The sequence below is a fragment of the Brevibacterium gallinarum genome, assembly GCF_014836885.1.
Classification (GTDB): Bacteria; Actinomycetota; Actinomycetes; order Actinomycetales; family Brevibacteriaceae; genus Brevibacterium; species Brevibacterium gallinarum.
In genome coordinates this window covers 293,161-308,684 of the sequence record NZ_JACSPY010000001.1, presented here as the reverse complement: position 1 = coordinate 308,684, position 15,524 = coordinate 293,161, and the positions used below count along the sequence as shown (strand labels likewise).

13 protein-coding genes are annotated in these 15,524 nt (G+C 66.1%); 8 read left to right on the top strand and 5 right to left on the bottom strand.

Annotated features, from left to right (window positions below; all coding sequences use genetic code 11):
* The first annotated feature begins 117 nt into the window (after positions 1 to 117).
* Positions 118 to 2,025 (top strand): ABC transporter ATP-binding protein, encoded by a 1,908-nt coding sequence (locus H9634_RS01585; RefSeq protein WP_191725066.1) that lies wholly within the window; start codon positions 118 to 120, stop codon positions 2,023 to 2,025.
* A complete protein-coding gene (locus H9634_RS01580) occupies positions 2,022 to 3,839 on the top strand; it encodes an ABC transporter ATP-binding protein (RefSeq protein ID WP_191725065.1) in 1,818 nt (605 codons plus the stop codon). The genes H9634_RS01585 and H9634_RS01580 overlap by 4 nt, the downstream gene beginning before the upstream one ends.
* 58 nt (positions 3,840 to 3,897) lie before the next feature.
* Here the strand turns inward: H9634_RS01580 and H9634_RS01575 are convergent, their stop codons facing one another.
* Together H9634_RS01575 and H9634_RS01570 are read right to left on the bottom strand one after the other, a co-directional pair.
* Entirely contained in the window at positions 3,898 to 5,388 is a 1,491-nt protein-coding gene (locus H9634_RS01575; RefSeq protein WP_191725064.1) for an HNH endonuclease, read from the bottom strand.
* A 728-nt stretch (positions 5,389 to 6,116) separates the two neighbouring features.
* On the bottom strand, positions 6,117 to 7,325 hold the full coding sequence (locus H9634_RS01570) for a cation:proton antiporter (RefSeq protein WP_191725063.1): 1,209 nt from the start codon (positions 7,323 to 7,325) through the stop codon (positions 6,117 to 6,119).
* A gap of 62 nt (positions 7,326 to 7,387) precedes the next feature.
* On the opposite strand from H9634_RS01570, the gene H9634_RS01565 reads away from it, so the two are divergent.
* The 6 genes from H9634_RS01565 to H9634_RS01540 all read left to right on the top strand — a co-directional run bounded on the left by H9634_RS01565 (position 7,388) and on the right by H9634_RS01540 (position 12,609).
* Positions 7,388 to 7,579: a helix-turn-helix transcriptional regulator gene (locus tag H9634_RS01565; protein ID WP_318244965.1), complete on the top strand. Its 192-nt coding sequence runs from the start codon at positions 7,388 to 7,390 to the stop codon at positions 7,577 to 7,579.
* Between the two features lie 44 nt (positions 7,580 to 7,623).
* Positions 7,624 to 7,881: a hypothetical protein gene (locus H9634_RS01560; RefSeq protein ID WP_191725062.1), complete on the top strand. Its 258-nt coding sequence runs from the start codon at positions 7,624 to 7,626 to the stop codon at positions 7,879 to 7,881.
* Positions 7,878 to 8,165: a hypothetical protein gene (locus H9634_RS01555; RefSeq protein WP_191725061.1), complete on the top strand. Its 288-nt coding sequence runs from the start codon at positions 7,878 to 7,880 to the stop codon at positions 8,163 to 8,165. The genes H9634_RS01560 and H9634_RS01555 overlap by 4 nt, the downstream gene beginning before the upstream one ends.
* A gap of 99 nt (positions 8,166 to 8,264) precedes the next feature.
* The gene (locus tag H9634_RS01550; protein WP_191725060.1) at positions 8,265 to 9,686 is read left to right on the top strand and encodes a 3' terminal RNA ribose 2'-O-methyltransferase Hen1; all 1,422 of its coding nucleotides are present in this window, start codon (positions 8,265 to 8,267) and stop codon (positions 9,684 to 9,686) included.
* Positions 9,683 to 12,205: a polynucleotide kinase-phosphatase gene (locus tag H9634_RS01545; protein WP_191725059.1), complete on the top strand. Its 2,523-nt coding sequence runs from the start codon at positions 9,683 to 9,685 to the stop codon at positions 12,203 to 12,205. Before H9634_RS01550 ends, H9634_RS01545 begins: the two co-directional genes overlap by 4 nt.
* Before the next feature lie 92 nt (positions 12,206 to 12,297).
* Positions 12,298 to 12,609, top strand: a complete 312-nt coding sequence (locus H9634_RS01540; RefSeq protein WP_191725058.1) for a hypothetical protein — start codon at positions 12,298 to 12,300, stop codon at positions 12,607 to 12,609.
* Positions 12,610 to 12,684: 75 nt separating this feature from the next.
* On the opposite strand, the gene H9634_RS01535 is transcribed toward H9634_RS01540, so the two are convergent.
* The 3 genes from H9634_RS01535 to H9634_RS14965 all read right to left on the bottom strand — a co-directional run bounded on the left by H9634_RS01535 (position 12,685) and on the right by H9634_RS14965 (position 15,484).
* Positions 12,685 to 13,299: an SDR family oxidoreductase gene (locus H9634_RS01535; RefSeq protein WP_318244964.1), complete on the bottom strand. Its 615-nt coding sequence runs from the start codon at positions 13,297 to 13,299 to the stop codon at positions 12,685 to 12,687.
* A 722-nt stretch (positions 13,300 to 14,021) separates the two neighbouring features.
* Positions 14,022 to 14,972, bottom strand: coding sequence for a sporulation-delaying protein SdpB family protein (locus tag H9634_RS01530; protein ID WP_191725057.1), 951 nt, complete (start codon positions 14,970 to 14,972; stop codon positions 14,022 to 14,024).
* Positions 14,966 to 15,484, bottom strand: coding sequence for an SdpA family antimicrobial peptide system protein (locus H9634_RS14965; RefSeq protein ID WP_225210494.1), 519 nt, complete (start codon positions 15,482 to 15,484; stop codon positions 14,966 to 14,968). The genes H9634_RS01530 and H9634_RS14965 overlap by 7 nt, the downstream gene beginning before the upstream one ends.
* Positions 15,485 to 15,524: the final 40 nt, after the last annotated feature.

Here is a 15,524-nt window from a genome sequence, read left to right as displayed (position 1 = left end):
GTCTGAGCGGTCAGGGTGCAGCGCCGCGGCTCGATTCTGCCACCAGCAGACGGAGCGGGTGAAGAAGTCCGATGCGCATCCATGCAGGTGCCCGAAACTGCACTAGGCTGATGAATCATGCGCTCACTGTGGAGATTCTGGCCTGACGTGCGAGCGCGGCTGGGCGTCTACCTCTTCATCTTCGTCCTCACCCTCGGATCGATGGGCATCGCCCTGCTCGTGCCGATGATCACCGGCTGGATCGTCGACGGGCCGATCGCCCGCGGTGACTTCGCCGGCATGCTCGCGCCCCTGGCCCTCATCCTGCTCATCGGCATCGCCGAGGCGGCCGCTGTGTGGCTGCGCCGCCGGCTCATCGCGCCGATCACCTCCCGTTGGGAAGTGCTGTGGCGCGAGCGTCTCTACGACCGGCTGCAGTACGTCGCCGTCGGCGTGCACGACGCATGGCCGGCCGGCCAGCTGCTCTCCCGCGCCGTCAACGACCTCTCCCAGCTGCGGCGGTTCTTCGCCTTCGGCCTGCAGTTCCTCATCGCCAGCCCGCTCATCGTGCTCGGCGGCGGCATCATCCTCGCGTCCCTGCACCCGTACTTCGGCATCATCGCCATCGCCGCAGCCGTCCCGACCGTGACCGCCATTGCGGTGCTCGAGCGCCGCTACCGGCTGGCCTCCCGCAGCGCCCAGGACACCATGGGCGAGATCGCCACCGATGTCGAAGAAGCCGTTCAGGGCATTCGCATCCTCAAGGCGTTCGGCCGCTCTCCCTGGGCGGCGCAGCGGTTCCGCGCCCTGTCCGAGCGGCTGCGCGGCTTCGAGCTGACGAAGGCCTATGTCGATTCGTGGATGTTCGACGCTGCGATCATGATCCCGGTGCTTGCGCTCACGGCGATCCTGGCGGTGGGCACCTGGGGTGTGATCGGCGGGTGGATGACCGTCGGGCAGGTCATCGCCGCGCTGACGGTGACGATGTTCCTGCGCATGCCCATCGAGATGGTCGGCTTCCTGCTCGCCGACTTCCTCATGTCGGTCACCGCCGCCAATCGGTATTGGGAGGTCATGGACCTGCCCCTCGACATCACCGACCCCGACGGCGAGATCAGCGAGGATCCGCAGCCGCACAGCTACGCCGGGCACATCCGCTTCGACGCTGTCGAGTACCGCTTCGCCGATGCCGAGGAGCCGATCCTCGCACACATCGACCTCGACATCGCACCAGGTGAGACGCTCGCGCTCGTCGGTGCGACCGGCACCGGCAAGACAGCACTGGCCGCACTGCTGCCGCGTCTGCAGGATGTCACAGCTGGCTCCATCACCCTCGACGGCGCCGATCTGCGCGACTTCCGGATCAACGAGCTGCGTCGCATCGTCTCCGTCGCCTTCGAAGACCCGGTGCTGTTCTCCACGACCGTGCGCGAGAACGTCGCCATGGGCCTCAAGCACGCCGATGTCCGTGCCCTCCCGGCTGCGGAAACCGGCACCTCGGGCAGGGCAGCCGGCGCCTCGGGAACGGAAACCGCCACCTCGGGACCGGAAAGCGGCACCTCGGGACCGGCGACCAGCACCTCTGGCTTGGGCGACGCGCATGGCCCCGACGCCGAGGTGTGGGAGGCGCTTGAGATCGCAGCGGCAGCCGATTTCGTGCGCCGGCTGCCCGACGGTCTCAACACCGAAGTCGGCGAGCAGGGCCTGTCGCTGTCGGGCGGTCAGCGCCAGCGGCTGGCACTGGCGCGCGCCGTCATCGGCAAGCCCCGGGTGCTCGTCCTCGACGACCCCCTCTCCGCCGTCGACGTCGACACCGAGGACCGCGTACAGACGGCACTGCGGCGAGTGCTCGGCGATTCGACGACACTCGTCATCGCCCACCGGCCCTCCACCGCTGCCCTGGCCGACCGGGTGGCGGTGCTCGAGGGCGGACGGATCACCGACACCGGCACCCACGACGAGCTGCTGGCCCGCAACCGCCACTACCGCGACCTCATGGGTGCCAGCTCACATGCTGCTGCCGAGACTGAGGAGGTGCGCCGATGAGTCCCGCACAGCCTGACCGGGCCGACGACCCGGAGATCGAGGAGCTGCCGCCGGACATCTCCCGGCGGGCACGCAGACTGCTCGCCTCGCTCATCCGCCCGCACTTGGCGCTGGCGGTCGTCCTCATCGTCTCGATCACCGTCGGAGGGATCATGAGCGTTGCCGGTCCGTTCTTCGTCGCCCGCGCGATCGACGATGGGCTGCCGGCTGCGGTGGGCGGCGACACCGGCCCGCTGGTCGTCGCGATCGCCGCGGTCGCGCTCACCGGCGTAGCCGATGCTGCGGCGACCTGGCTGAGCATCCGGCTCAACGGCAGGCTGAGCCAGAAGATCCTCTTCGATCTGCGCGGCCGGCTGTTCACCCATGTGCAGCGTCTCGACCTGCGCTATCACGAACGCTCGACCTCCGGCCGGCTCGTCTCCCGTCAGACCTCGGACATGGAGTCCGTCCAGCAGTTCGTCTCACAGGCGCTCAACGGCATGGTGCTCTCGCTGCTGACGATGTCGGCGATCGCGGTGACGCTCGTGGTCATGAACGTGCCGCTGGCGCTCGTGGCGTTCGCCGGGTTCATCCCGCTGGTCTTCCTCACCGTCTACGCCCACCGGCAGCAGCGCTCAGCGTACCGGCGCACCCGCACCTCGATCGCCCGGGTCATCGTCCAGTTCGTTGAGACGATGGGTGGGATCCGCGCCGTCCAGTCCTTCCGGCGGCAGCGCCCAGGCCTTGAGCGGCTGACCGGCGAGGACGCCGTCTATGCGCAGGCCAACACCGATGCCCTGCACGGGGTGGCGACGTTCGCCGGCGGCACCCGGCTCATCGGCAACCTGTCGCAGACCGGGATCATCCTGCTCGGAGGCTGGCTCGTCATCAACGGCTACACCCAGCTCGGTGTGCTGGCCGCATTCCTGCTGTACCTGCGCCGGTTCTACGGCCCGCTCGATGAGCTCGTGCAGTCCTTCAGCCTCTACCAGTCAGCCTCAGCTGCCCTGGAGAAGATCACGGCGGTCCTCGACGCCGAGCCTGATGTCGATGCGCCGGCAGATCCGCAGCCGCTGCCTGAGCAGCGCACCGGCACCGGCCGGTCGATCTCCTTCGAGGATGTCAGCTTCGCCTACGATTCCGAAGGTCCCGAGGTGCTGCCGACCTTCGACCTGGAGATCCCCGCCGGTCAGATCGTCGCTGTCGTCGGCGCGACCGGTGCCGGCAAGTCGACTCTGGTGAAGCTGCTGACCCGCATGTACGACCCGTCGACCGGGGCGGTGCGTCTCGACGGGGTTGACGTGCGCAAGCTCGCTGATGCCCGGCTGCGCGAGTCGCTGGTGATGGTGACGCAGGAGTCGTATCTGTTCTCCGGCACGATCGCCGACAACATCCGCATCGGCAACCCCGATGCCACAGACGCCCAGGTCCTCGCCGCCGCCGAGGCAGTGGGCCTGGATCCGTATGTGCGCAGCCTGCCGGAGGGCTACGACACGGACGTGAAGAAGCGCGGCGGCCGGTTGAGCTCGGGGCAGCGGCAACTGGTGTCCTTTGCCCGTGTGTTCCTCGCCGATCCCGATGTCATCGTCCTCGATGAGGCGACTGCGCACCTCGACATCCCCTCCGAACGCCTGATCCAGCAGGCACTGGCACGCGTGCTCGAAGGCCGCACCGCGATCATCATCGCCCACCGTCTGTCCACGGTTGAGATCGCCGACCGGGTGCTCGTCATGGACGCAGGCCGCGTTGTTGAAGACGGCACGCCAGCAGAGCTCATCCACGGAAACAGCCGATTCGGGCGCATGTACTCAGCCTGGCAGGACAGCTTGGCGTGAGCCGCAGCTGCTCGTCGCGGGAACTGCCGGCTGGCGTTTGTGGTTCCGCGCCGGCCTGTCAGGCTGCCGGCAGGTCGATGATGAGGTTGAGCATGGAGGACTCGATGATGCTCAGCTCGGCGATCGTCTCTCCCTCTCCCCCACCGACACCGGTACTGGCGTCGGTGCTGGCGTCGGTGCTGGCGTCGTCGCCGGCCGGGACCTTGGTGCGCGGCCCGTCGCGATGACGGCCATCGCGGCCGCGCTTCTCTCCCCTGGCCTGTGATGCGGTGGTCTCCGGGTCCTTGGCCACCGGAGATTTCGCAGGCGACGTGATCGGGATGGTCCGACTCGTGTACTCCTGGCCCGACGGGGTGCGCACCGTCAGCGCATCTGGGGTGGCTGTATGCCGCCAGCCGGGGTTCTCCTTGGCGTAATTGCAGGCTGCGCACAGTCCTGAAGCGTTCGCCCAGCTCGTCGCGCCACCGGCGGCATGCGGCATCGCATGGTCGATATGGCGGATCGGTGCATCACACCACGGCGACCGGCAGACATCGTCGCGGCAGATGACCATCCGCCGCAGCCCGTCGTTGAAAGTCCGGCGCTTGGAGTCCATCGCCACCAGCTGACCGGTTTCCGGCTGGGTGAAGAGACGGCGCAGGTAGACCGCTCCCGAACTGTTCTGCAGCAGCCGGCGCGTGAAGGCTGCAGGGAGGGGGCCATGGCCGGGCAGCCAGGCGGGAATCGTGCCGTCGCTGATGAGAGCCTCGTCGGTCATGATGAGCTGGATCTCGACGGAGATGTCGGTCGCGGCTTCCTGACCGGTCAGGCGGGTGATGAAGAGGTCGGCGGCCATCTGCGCTCCAGTGCGCTCACCTGATTCGCCCGTGCCGACCATCACCGAGGCAGCCTTCTGAAGGGCCGCATACGCTGCCACAGCTTGCGGCATCGGAACGAAGGCGGTCAGGTACGCCATGTTCCCTGGTGCCGGGCGGACGGAGATGTGCCGCTGCTTCTCCTCGTATTCCATATGTTCGACGGTGGCTGCGGGATCCGCGTGCTGTGCCAGGCGGCGGGCTTCGCCAGCCAGGCGTTTGAGGCCGGTGCCGGTGAAGAGCTCCTGGAGCTGAGCATCGATCGAGTGGCGCAGATGCGAGGGCAGCCACGCAATCTCCCGGAAGACAGCTCGCGCCTTCTCCTCGGAGATCTCTCCTGCTTCCAGCGCGCGGAACGTGCACGGCATTTCGCGCATGAGCACCTGGGCGAATTTCGCGAACCGGCTTCCCCGGGAGGGAGATTCCTGCCGGGCGAGGGCGATCTCGGCTCCGAACCCACGACAGCGGCGATGGGCAGGAACGCCGGCGGCCTTCTCGGTGACGAAACGGCGGTCGATCGCAGCATCGGTCTCCCGCACCTGATAGGCGGTGATCGCGGCCTTGAGTCGCTCGGCCTGGTTCATCCGCTCGAAGGCCTCGGCATCGTCAACGAGCGTCGGAGCTTGGGAAAACGCCACGATGAGCCCCTCGATGTCCATGGCATCGAGCGGTTCTCCACGACGTGTCCTCTTCATACCCCATACGCTACGCTGAGGCACTGACATCGCACTCTCACCTGGGGAAATGCTGCTGCAGCAGCCAGCCCCACGCCAAGGCCAGAACCGAGCATGAAGGCGACCCCGGCCTCGGGAACGGACACCCGGCAGAGGTCGGCGCTCAGCGTTCTGCACCAGCGTTCTGAGGCGATGGACGTTCGCCGCCGCTCCCACAACCCCGCCCGGGACGATCCCGGCCGGTACGAGCTCATCGGGCACCACGAGCGTGAACCGGCATCCCTGTCAGCAGCAGTGCCGCTACCGCTGGCGGTGAATAGGGTTCCCACCGCCAACACCACATCTGAGAGGCACTTCGGCATGTATTCTCGCCCATGGGGTTCTTTACGAGCTGCCCTTCTTCTCGTGCTTACCGCACCGGTTACGCCAGGAACGGTCTTTGCCGTGCACTTTTCGATAAGTCGAGCACTGAACCGAGACGAACCAGCAGCTCAAGTCAGGCCAGGCCATTCCGTTCCGAACCAATCTCCTTTGTCGTTCGTGCTCGTATCGACACAGAAGTCGCCTGTCTCGCATTTTCCTGCGGCGGTTGCGTTGGACACCGGTGCGTCAGCGTGGGGAGCGGTCATGGCTGGGACCACGGCTGCGCTCATGAGCCGCGCAGCAAGCAACGGGGTCGCGACGGCGACGAGAAGCGGGATCCGTTTCATCATGCTTCCGAGAGAGGACACCCACCGCGTCGCAGAGGCTCACCGCCGCATCCCCGCTGTCAGGCGGGTGACCACCGGCTGTGTGCCGATGCCGTGGAGCAGCACGCTGCCGCCGAGGAGGAAGACGGTGACAGCGATGACGATCGCTGCACTGTCGGGGTCGGGGATCGCGTTGAACGCCAGCAGACCGAAGACCACAGAGGCGGTGCCGCGCGGACCGAGCAGGGCGATGAGAAGCCGTTCCCGGCCAGCGAGCTGGGAGCCGAGCAGACCCGCCAGCACCGGCACGATGCGGATGACCGTCAGCGCCAAGATCACAAGGAGCAGCACCGGCCAGACATTGCCGAGCACCTGGCCGATGAAGATGACGCTGGCACCGAGGACGAACCACAGCACCATGTTGTTGATGATGCTGATGTCCTCGGCAAGAGAGAGCTCCTCGTGCAGCTCTCGGGTGCGACGCACCATCCGGAAGACGGTGCCTGCGACGAACGCGGCGACGAAGCCGTTGCCGTGCACACTCACCGCCAGCGCGTACGTCAGCAGCGGGACTGCGACAAGTCCGATGCGCATCGACTGGGCACTGAAGCACGACCGGCGGTCAGCCAGATTGCTCAGCATGCCGTAGGTGAACCCGACGGCCAGCCCGGTGGCGACTGCGATGAGGAAGGCGGGGATCGCCTGCCCGAGAGCAGCGTCCGGGCCACCGTGCTTCGCATCCCCGGCCAAGGCGAGCGCGAAGAGGAACAGCGGGGTGATGATGCCGTCGTTGTAACCGCTTTCGAGGTTGAGGATGTGGCGCAACCGCTGCGGGATGGCGGTGTCCTTGACGATCGAGGTCACCGGTGAGAAGTCGACGGGGACGATGACGCAGGCAAGCGCCAAGGTCACCGCCAGGCTGAGTTCAGGCAGCAGCACCGAGGCGAACATCCAGGCGAGGAACAGGCTGACCGGCAGCGCAATGAAGAGCAGTCGCAGCACCGGGCCGCGCACGGCTTTCATCGCTCCGATCCGCACCTCGGTGGCATCAACGAAGAGCAGCAGTGCGAGGACGAGTTCGGCGATCCGCTCAGCCGCATTGGAGTTGAGGAAGAGCGCGAATCCGACGCGATCGCCGATGACGACGCCGGCTACTGCTCCACCGATCGCCATGGCAAGAGGGCCCATGAGCCTCCAGCGCCCGAGGGCACGGGCGAACAGCGCCCAGATGGCGATGAGCGCGCCGGTGAAAAGGAGGGCTGTGATCATCAGGGAGCTTTCGGGGTCGTGCAACAGGTTCGCCTCAGCGTATCGGAGCCTGCCTGAAGGCGGTGCCAGGAACCGCCTCGGGACCGCAGGCGCAGCTGGCCGCCGAGGTGGGAGTCTCGCGGCAGACGATCATCGCGATCGAGCGTGGCGACTACTCCCCCAGCGTCTATCTCGCCCTCAGAGCAGCCCGTGCACTGGACACCACCGTCGAAGCGCTCTTCTCGCTCGACGATGCCCCGGCCACTGCCGGCTGAGCGCCCACCCCCATACCCCGACAGACCCGCTGAAAGGAATCGCCATGCAAACCCACCAGACCTCTCCCACCCCGCGCGCCGACGCCATCGCCGGCTTCAACGACCCGTCCTTCGGCGACGAGCGCGAAGCGATGATCATGCTCCGCGGCAGCGTCGTCGGCATGCAGGTCGCCACCTACGCCTGCTTCGCCGCAGCTCTGCTCCTGGCCGCCGGTGGCGCGGGTTCTTCTCCGCCCTGCCGATCTTCGCCGCTGCCGCCGGCGGACAGACCATCTCGTGGTACTGCAGCAAGCACGGCGTGAGCTACTGGGAGCTGTTCGACCGCGCCAACCGTGGCCGCCGCTGGACCTACTGGACCATCGCTGCCCTCATCACCGCGGCCTGGATCGGTGTTCTCGCCTTCCATATGCTGACCGGTTCGCCGCTGGTCTCCGTCTCTCCGATGCTCGGCACGGATGACCCCAGCGGCACCCTCGCCGGAGCCGTCGTCGGCGGTCTCGCAGGTTTGGCTGCCGTGGCCATCGTCGCCAAGCTCGTGGCCGGTCGTGCTCGCCGCCGCGAGGCCGAAGCTCCCGACGAAGACTGACCCTCACGCCCCCGATCTCTACGCCGTCCCCCGATCCCCACACTGTGCCCGGTTCCGCCTCGTGGAGCCGGGCACAGTACTGACCAGTACAATCGGCCCATGTTCCTCTCGCTCACGCTGCACGGCGAACCCGGGATCCCCGCCCGCGACCTCGGTTTCATCCTGCACAAGCACCCTGATCGCGTACACACCGCACAGCTGAGCTTCGGCACCGCACAGGTCTTCTACCCCCGCGCCGACGACGACGTCTGCCAGGCCGCACTGTGGGTCGACGTCGACACCGGCAAGCTGGCGAAGCTCGGGCAGTTCCGGCGCGATTCCTTCCACCTCTCCGGCTACATCAATGACCGCCCCTGGGCGGCGTCCTCCCTGCTCGCCGTCGCCCTGCGCAGCGTCTTCTCCACCGCCATGGCCGGTACCCTCGCCAGCCGCCCCGACCTCGCTGCCACCGAGTTCCGTCTCGAAGCCCAGGTCGCTGCCGTGCAGACGACCCCGCAGGCCGCCACCGAGGTGTTCGCGCCGCTCGGCTGGGAGGTCACCACCGCCTCGGGACCGGAGGGCCTGGCACCCAATCTGCACCTGCACGGGCGGGCCACCGTGCAGGCGCTGCTGAATGAGCTCTACGTCCTCATCCCCGTTCTCGACGGCGGCAAGCACTACTGGGTCGATGAGTCCGAGATCGACAAGCTGCTCGACCGGGCCGGCACATGGCTGGCCGCCCACCCGCAGCGCGAGACGATCTTGCACCGCTACCTCGCCCAGCAGCGCCGCTATGTCCGTGCCGCCGAGCAGCGGCTGGACAGTGTGCCGGCCGATCCCGGCGCCGAGGCGGCTGCTGCGTCCGATCCCGGCGCCGAGGCGGGCGGCGCGTCCCGGCAGGCGCTGCGCGAGCTGCGCCGTGAGCGTGTCTTGGCGGAGATCACCGCGCTGCGCCCACGCAGCGTCGTCGACATCGGCTGCGGGGCCGGTGCGCTGCTGGCACCGCTGCTGGGCAATCCGCGGATCGCCTCCGTCATCGGCACCGATGTCTCCGCAGGTGAGCTCAGCCGCGCCGAGCGGGCGCTCAACATCGACCGGATGCCCGAACGGCAGGCCGCACGGCTGGAGCTCATCCAGTCCTCGATCACCTACATCGACGAGCGCATCGCCGAGGCCGACGTCGCCGTGCTCATGGAGGTCATCGAGCACATCGACCCGAGCCGGCTGCCGGCAGTTGAGGCGAGCCTGTTCGGCCACGCCGCACCCTCCCACGCCATCGTCACCACTCCCAACCGCGAGTACAACGCCTGCTATCCGGGGCTGGCCGGCGGGCAGTTCCGCCACCCTGATCACCGGTTCGAGTTCTCCCGCACCGAGTTCGCCTCGTGGGCGGCAGCCGTCTGCTCACGCTACGGCTACGTCGTCGACATCGACGGGATCGGCGATGCTGATCCCGTGCACGGCCAGCCGACGCAGATCGCGGTGTTCTCCCGCACCTTCACTGCCGAGGAGCCCGTCACCGCCATGGAGCCGGCCGCATGACGACGATCTCGATCCCCGACCCCAGCCTCGTCGTCCTCGTCGGCATCTCCGGATCCGGCAAGTCGACGTTCGCCGCGACCCATTTCGGGCCCTATGAGGTCGTCTCCTCCGACACCTGCCGCGGCATCGTGTCCAACGACCCGAACGACCAGTCGGCCACCGCCGCAGCGTTCGACCTGCTGACCGACATCGTCACCCGCCGCCTGGAAGCAGGCCTGCTCACCGTCGTCGACGCCACCTCCCTGCACCCGCGCGACCGGGCAGCGCTCGTGCAGCTCGCCCGCGACAACGACACACTCCCCACGGCGATCGTGCTCGATGTGCCGCTGCCGGTGGCCCAGGAGCGGCACGCAGCGCGCACCGACCGGCCATTCGGCCCCGAAGTGATCGAGCGTCAGCATCGCAGCCTGCGCTCCGGGCTCAAGCGGATCGGCCGCGAGAAGTTCCGCGGGGTCACGGTGCTCTCCTCACCGGAGGAGATCGCCGCAGCGCGCATCGAGCGCCGGCCGCTGCGCTCGGACCAGCGGCACCTGCACGGCCCCTTCGACATCATCGGCGATGTCCACGGCTGTATCAGCGAGCTGCGCACCCTGCTGCGCGAACTCGGCTACCAGCTCTCTACCTCAGGCACGGATGCCGTCCACCCGGAGGGACGCACTGCGGTGTTCGTCGGCGACCTCGTCGACCGCGGGCCCGACAGCGCCGGAATGCTGCGTCTGGTCATAGGCATGGTCGCGGCCGGTCATGCGCTGTGCGTGCCGGGCAACCACGAGGCCAAGCTCGTGCGCGCCCTCGACGGCCGCAACGTCACCCGCAGCCACGGGCTGGCCGAGACGATGGACCAGCTTGAAGCCGAGCCGGCCGAGTTCCGTGCCGCGGTCCGTGACTTCGCCGATGGGCTCGTCGCCCATCTCGTCCTCGATGACGGCAGGCTCGTCGTCGCCCATGCCGGGCTGAAGGAGGAGTACCACAACCGTGCCTCAGGCCGGGTGCGGCAGTTCGCGCTCTACGGCGACACCACCGGCGAGGTCGACGAGCACGGCCTGCCGGTGCGCCTCGACTGGGCTGCCGAGTATCGCGGCGCCGCCCGGGTGGTCTACGGTCACGTCCCGACTGCGCGCCTGACGTGGGTGAACAACACGCTGTGTCTCGACACCGGCTGTGTGTTCGGCGGGGCGCTCTCAGCGCTGCGCTACCCGGAGCTGGAGACCGTGCAGGTGCCGGCCGAACGCCAGTGGTGCGAACCGGCCCGCCCGTTGACCGCGCCCGAGGCGTCAGACAGGGAACATGACGAGCTGCGGATCACCGATGTGCTGGGCATCGGCGGGGTCGAGACCGCGCGGATGGGACGGGTGGCGGTCCCCGAGGAGCGCGCCGCAGCGGCATTGGAGACGTTGAGCCGCTTCGCCCTGGCCCCGCAGCTGCTGCCGTATCTGCCGCCGACGATGGCGCCGGCGCCCACGAGCCGCGAGCCGGGGTATCTGGAGCACCCCGGCACCGCTTTCGACTACTACGCAGGGCGCACCGAGGCGGTCATCTGCGAGGAGAAGCACATGGGTTCGCGGGCCGTCGTCATGCTGCGCCGGCCTGGCAGCCGGGAGGGCTCCGGCACCGGGCCCGAGGCGGTGGGCTCGTATGCCTATACCCGCACCGGGCGTGCGTTCTTCCCCGCCGACGATGGCGGCCGGCTGCTGGCCCGGATGGCCGCGGCAGCCGAGACGGCTGGGCTGTTCGCCGAGCTCGAATCCGACTGGGTGCTGCTTGACGGTGAGATGCTGCCGTGGAACGTCAAGGCCGCTGAGCTCATCGACAGCATCTACGCTCCCACGGCGGCTGCCGGCCTGCAGGCCACTGCGCTGACGGATGCTGCGCTGCAGGCGGCGGCAGCCCGCGGCATCGACGTCCCGGCAGCGCATGTGCCTGCCCGTCAGCAGGCGGAGATCACGCTGTTCCAGCAGGCTTTCGAGCGCTATATCGGCGATGCCGGGCAGGTGCGCTTCGCGGCCTTCCAGGTCCTCGCGACGGCCGGGCAGACACATCACCACCGGCCGCATGACTGGCATCTGAGGATGGCCGACGCTCTTGTCGCTGCTGATGACACCGTGTTCTCACCGACTGCCCGCAGGATCCTCGACCCGGCTGATGCACAGGCTGTCGCCGAGGCGACGACATGGTGGGAGGAGCTGACGGAGGCAGGCGGTGAGGGCATCGTCGTCAAGCCGCTTGCCAATGCGGCAGCCGGTGGCGGCCGGCGTGACGGGGGCCTGCAGCCAGGCCTCAAGATCCGCGGCCGCGAGTACCTGCGGATGATTTACGGCCCGGACTACTGCTCTGAGGAGCGGCTGGAGAAGCTGCGCTCGCGCAGCCTCAAGCACAAGCAGCTGCTGGCGCTGCGCGAGTACGCCCTCGGTCTGGAAGCCCTCGAGCGGTTCACAGCAGGTGAGCCGCTGCACCGTGTGCATGCCCCGGTGTTCGGTGTGCTCGCTCTCGAATCCGCGCCCATCGACCCACGGCTGTGAGCGACCGTCTCATCGGATCGCATTCCCAGCCTGGGCCGGTAGGCTCGGCACCGGACTCAGCTGAATCCCCGGTGCCATCCCAAGGAGCTGCCATGACCATGACCCGCAGACGCACACTCATGACCTTCGCTCCGCTTGCTCTCGGCGGGCTCGCGCTCGCGCTTTTCGCAGCGCTCATGGCCTATCTGTTCGTCTTCGGCTCGATGCTCGGCCTGCCGGTCTCCACCCTCGACGGCCCCGGCCCGACCTGGCCGATGACGGCAGCGACCATCTTGCTGACCTGCGCTGTGATCGCCCTGCCCACAGGTGGGCTGTGGGCTGCTGCGGTGACGGTGACTGCGGCGCGGCGGAATGCTCAGCCGCGGCCGGGGAACGGCATGCCCGAGGCGGTCAGCGTCAGCTGATCGACCGTCGCTTCCAGCGGCAGCTCGGCGATATCGGCGATCATCTTCCCGGCGATCTCTGGATCGAAGCTCGGTTCAGCACGCCTCGATCCATCGGGCTGGAGGGCTCCCCCCACCGGTGCCGATGGCGGTGAGGATCTCGGTGGCGGCGTTGCCGATGTCGATCTGGGTGGCGGTGATCCGGTGCGGCCGGCCGTCGATGATGATCGCCTTCGTCAGCCCGGCCACCGCATGCTTGCTCATCGCATAGGCCGCCGAGTGCGGGCGCGGCACCTGCGCTGAGATCGAGCCGTTGTTGATGATCCGCCCGCCGTGTTCGCGCATGAGGTCGAAGGCAGCACTGGCGCAGTAGAACGCTCCGGTTGCGTTGACGTCGATCGTCTGAGCGACCTCATCCCAGTCGGCAGCGCCGACATCATCAGCCGGGCCGAACATGCCGGCGTTGTTGAAGAGCACATTGAGGCGGCCATAGGTCTCGGCAACCTGCGCGAAGGCCGCGCGCACCGCCTCGGGAGCGGCGATATCGGCTTCGATGGCCAGGCAGCCGGGGGCACCGTTGAGGGTCTCCTCCAGCCGGTCGCGACGGCGGCCGAGGGCGGCAACGTGCCAGCCGCGGGCGATGAGCGTACGGGCGACCGCGCGGCCGATGCCGCTCCCGGCGCCGGTGATGACGGCGATGCGAGTGTCCATGTGCCCACTGTAACCGCCAGGACCATCGTGGGGTGCAACCTCATTCGAGGGGGTGGCCGGCGCGGATGCCATCGTTGCTTCCGAACCCCTGAGATCAAGGACGTCCTGACAGGTGAGCATGCCTCCTGAGATCAAGGACGTCCTGACAGGTGAGCATGCCTCTTCGCCTACGCGCTGGGAGGGGCTCTCTGGATCGACGCCGCGACAACCGGCCCGATGCGGCATCAGAGTTGGCCGAGCAAGCGCGCGAGTCAGGTCGGCGGCGAGGCTGCCGGTCAGCTCATAGTCACCGGCAGCATCCAGTTGATGACCAGGAGTCCTGTCACGTAAAACCGGGCGCGGTACGACCGTGAGTCGTACAGGGGCGGGGTTTCACCAACACGATCGTCCGGCGCATCCGCAGCGAAACGTAGCCGCGAATCACCCGGCAGAAACGATTCTGAATGGGGAATGGTTCCAGAAGCCGTTCTTGAGTACCACGTTGACCTCATTCAACGACTCATCCACACGAAAGAGCTCAGGCTCACACCCCAATACCGGACCGCGAGAGAAGTAGCGGATACCTGCACCAATTCTCAGGGCATGGTCTTCAACAGAAACTACAGTCGGTTCGCTGAAACTTGCCGGAAGCTGCCTGTCATTCACACACACTACCGGGGAGGCAAACATTCGGATGAACCACCCATTCATCCAGTGCGTCTTCACATACACACGTATTCGATTCACCCTCGCACCGCTTCCATATTAGACAGCGAGTTGGAGCCTCGCTCATCAAACCAATTCCAAAAGGCGATATCGTAGAGCTTCAATGTAGGTCCTGTTGCCGCGAGCACAGCGCCGATCATTACAAAAGCAAACGACCACAACCCAATCATGGCGATAAACATTCCATGGAGAAGGACAGCCAACCAGAACGCCGCCGGCCGCCACCGGGCGGAGCCGAGCAAGAGCAACGCTATCGCAACCTCGATAACTATAGCCCCCCACGTCATCAAAAGAGAAAACACAGGAATATTTACTAGCCAATCAAAGATTGGACCGAACGGCCCCGATGTACCAAACATGGGATCCAACGTGATGAAATATACTGCAGTCCCATCCTTCCACTCGGGCACCGACGTCTTCGATATAGCAGCATTCAAATACACCCAGATTAGCTGAAAGCGCAGCAGGTGACTCGCAGCCCATGTCACCGGAAGCAACGGAGACCCACTGGAAGTTGTGGCATGCCAATGATTCAAACGACCATCAGACAACAGGACTACGGCAAGGATGACAACAACAATCTGAGACACTGCCTCGCCACCGTCAGGCAAACTAGTTGCAGGAGAGATCGATAGCGTTACCCATGCATGGAGAATTCCCGTATACCTCGGAAAGAATCCACTCAATACGATAACCAAGCCTACTATCATCACCACAGAGGGAAAAACTAGGCCCACTGAATCGTACATCATGCAATAGGCGCCTACTCTGCCCACTCCATTACAAGATGGACCAAAGGACCCGCCGCCCGTCGGCACAAAGAGCGCGTGCCAGTCTGTGAATAATAGGACAGACAACTGCCCGGAAGCGATCAGTGTTCGGGCTAGCGCGATCTTTCGAGAGCCGGCAGGAGTCGCAGATATCGCCCTGTCTGTATAAGAAAGTACTGACGTAATACTATTCAACACTTCACGCTCAGCTTCACAACGTGCAGCGGTGTATGAGTTTCAGGTGTAAGATCCCGGTAGGACCAAGCCGTTGGTGCCGCCTGGACCACTATCACCTCACCACATAGAGTCTTTATTGGTGCCCGATTATCTACCTTGTGCACCTTCTTCTTAATTGACTCCATTGTTTTAATACATGTTTCGAGCTTGTCACCGGTCTCGCATTGATGCCAATCTTCATCCGTAAGGCGCAGGAGCATATTTGCCCCTTCAGGACCCTGGGCCCTCTGCGTACGACTGAGCCCAAAAAGATTGTCGCTACGCCCTTGAGGAGTAATCATAAGCGATTCTAGACTTGTCGAATCGTAGAAGAATAGATCTGGCTCGGAAGGCGGTTTGGTAAAGAACGCCCAACCCTGCGGAGCGAGATCAACACTTAGGGCGCGGAGCGGATTTACTTTACCACGGTCAGAAACAACATTGCTCGGCAGTGAGTAAAAGATTGACGCCAGGAACACTAGTGTTCCCACCATCAATACTCCCATACCTACGATCGCTCTTCCGTACATAATT

Excerpts from the sequence above, each read along its gene's own strand:
- H9634_RS01540 (WP_191725058.1), top strand. The coding sequence starts at position 12,298 with ATGACCATGACCCGCAGACGCACACTCATGACCTTCGCTCCGCTTGCT.
- H9634_RS01585 (WP_191725066.1), top strand. The coding sequence starts at position 118 with ATGCGCTCACTGTGGAGATTCTGGCCTGACGTGCGAGCGCGGCTGGGC.
- H9634_RS01560 (WP_191725062.1), top strand. The coding sequence starts at position 7,624 with ATGCAAACCCACCAGACCTCTCCCACCCCGCGCGCCGACGCCATCGCC.
- H9634_RS01575 (WP_191725064.1), bottom strand. The coding sequence starts at position 5,388 with ATGAAGAGGACACGTCGTGGAGAACCGCTCGATGCCATGGACATCGAG.
- H9634_RS01580 (WP_191725065.1), top strand. The coding sequence starts at position 2,022 with ATGAGTCCCGCACAGCCTGACCGGGCCGACGACCCGGAGATCGAGGAG.
- H9634_RS14965 (WP_225210494.1), bottom strand. The coding sequence starts at position 15,484 with ATGGTGGGAACACTAGTGTTCCTGGCGTCAATCTTTTACTCACTGCCG.
- H9634_RS01550 (WP_191725060.1), top strand. The coding sequence starts at position 8,265 with ATGTTCCTCTCGCTCACGCTGCACGGCGAACCCGGGATCCCCGCCCGC.
- H9634_RS01535 (WP_318244964.1), bottom strand. The coding sequence starts at position 13,299 with ATGGACACTCGCATCGCCGTCATCACCGGCGCCGGGAGCGGCATCGGC.
- H9634_RS01570 (WP_191725063.1), bottom strand. The coding sequence starts at position 7,325 with ATGATCACAGCCCTCCTTTTCACCGGCGCGCTCATCGCCATCTGGGCG.
- H9634_RS01545 (WP_191725059.1), top strand. The coding sequence starts at position 9,683 with ATGACGACGATCTCGATCCCCGACCCCAGCCTCGTCGTCCTCGTCGGC.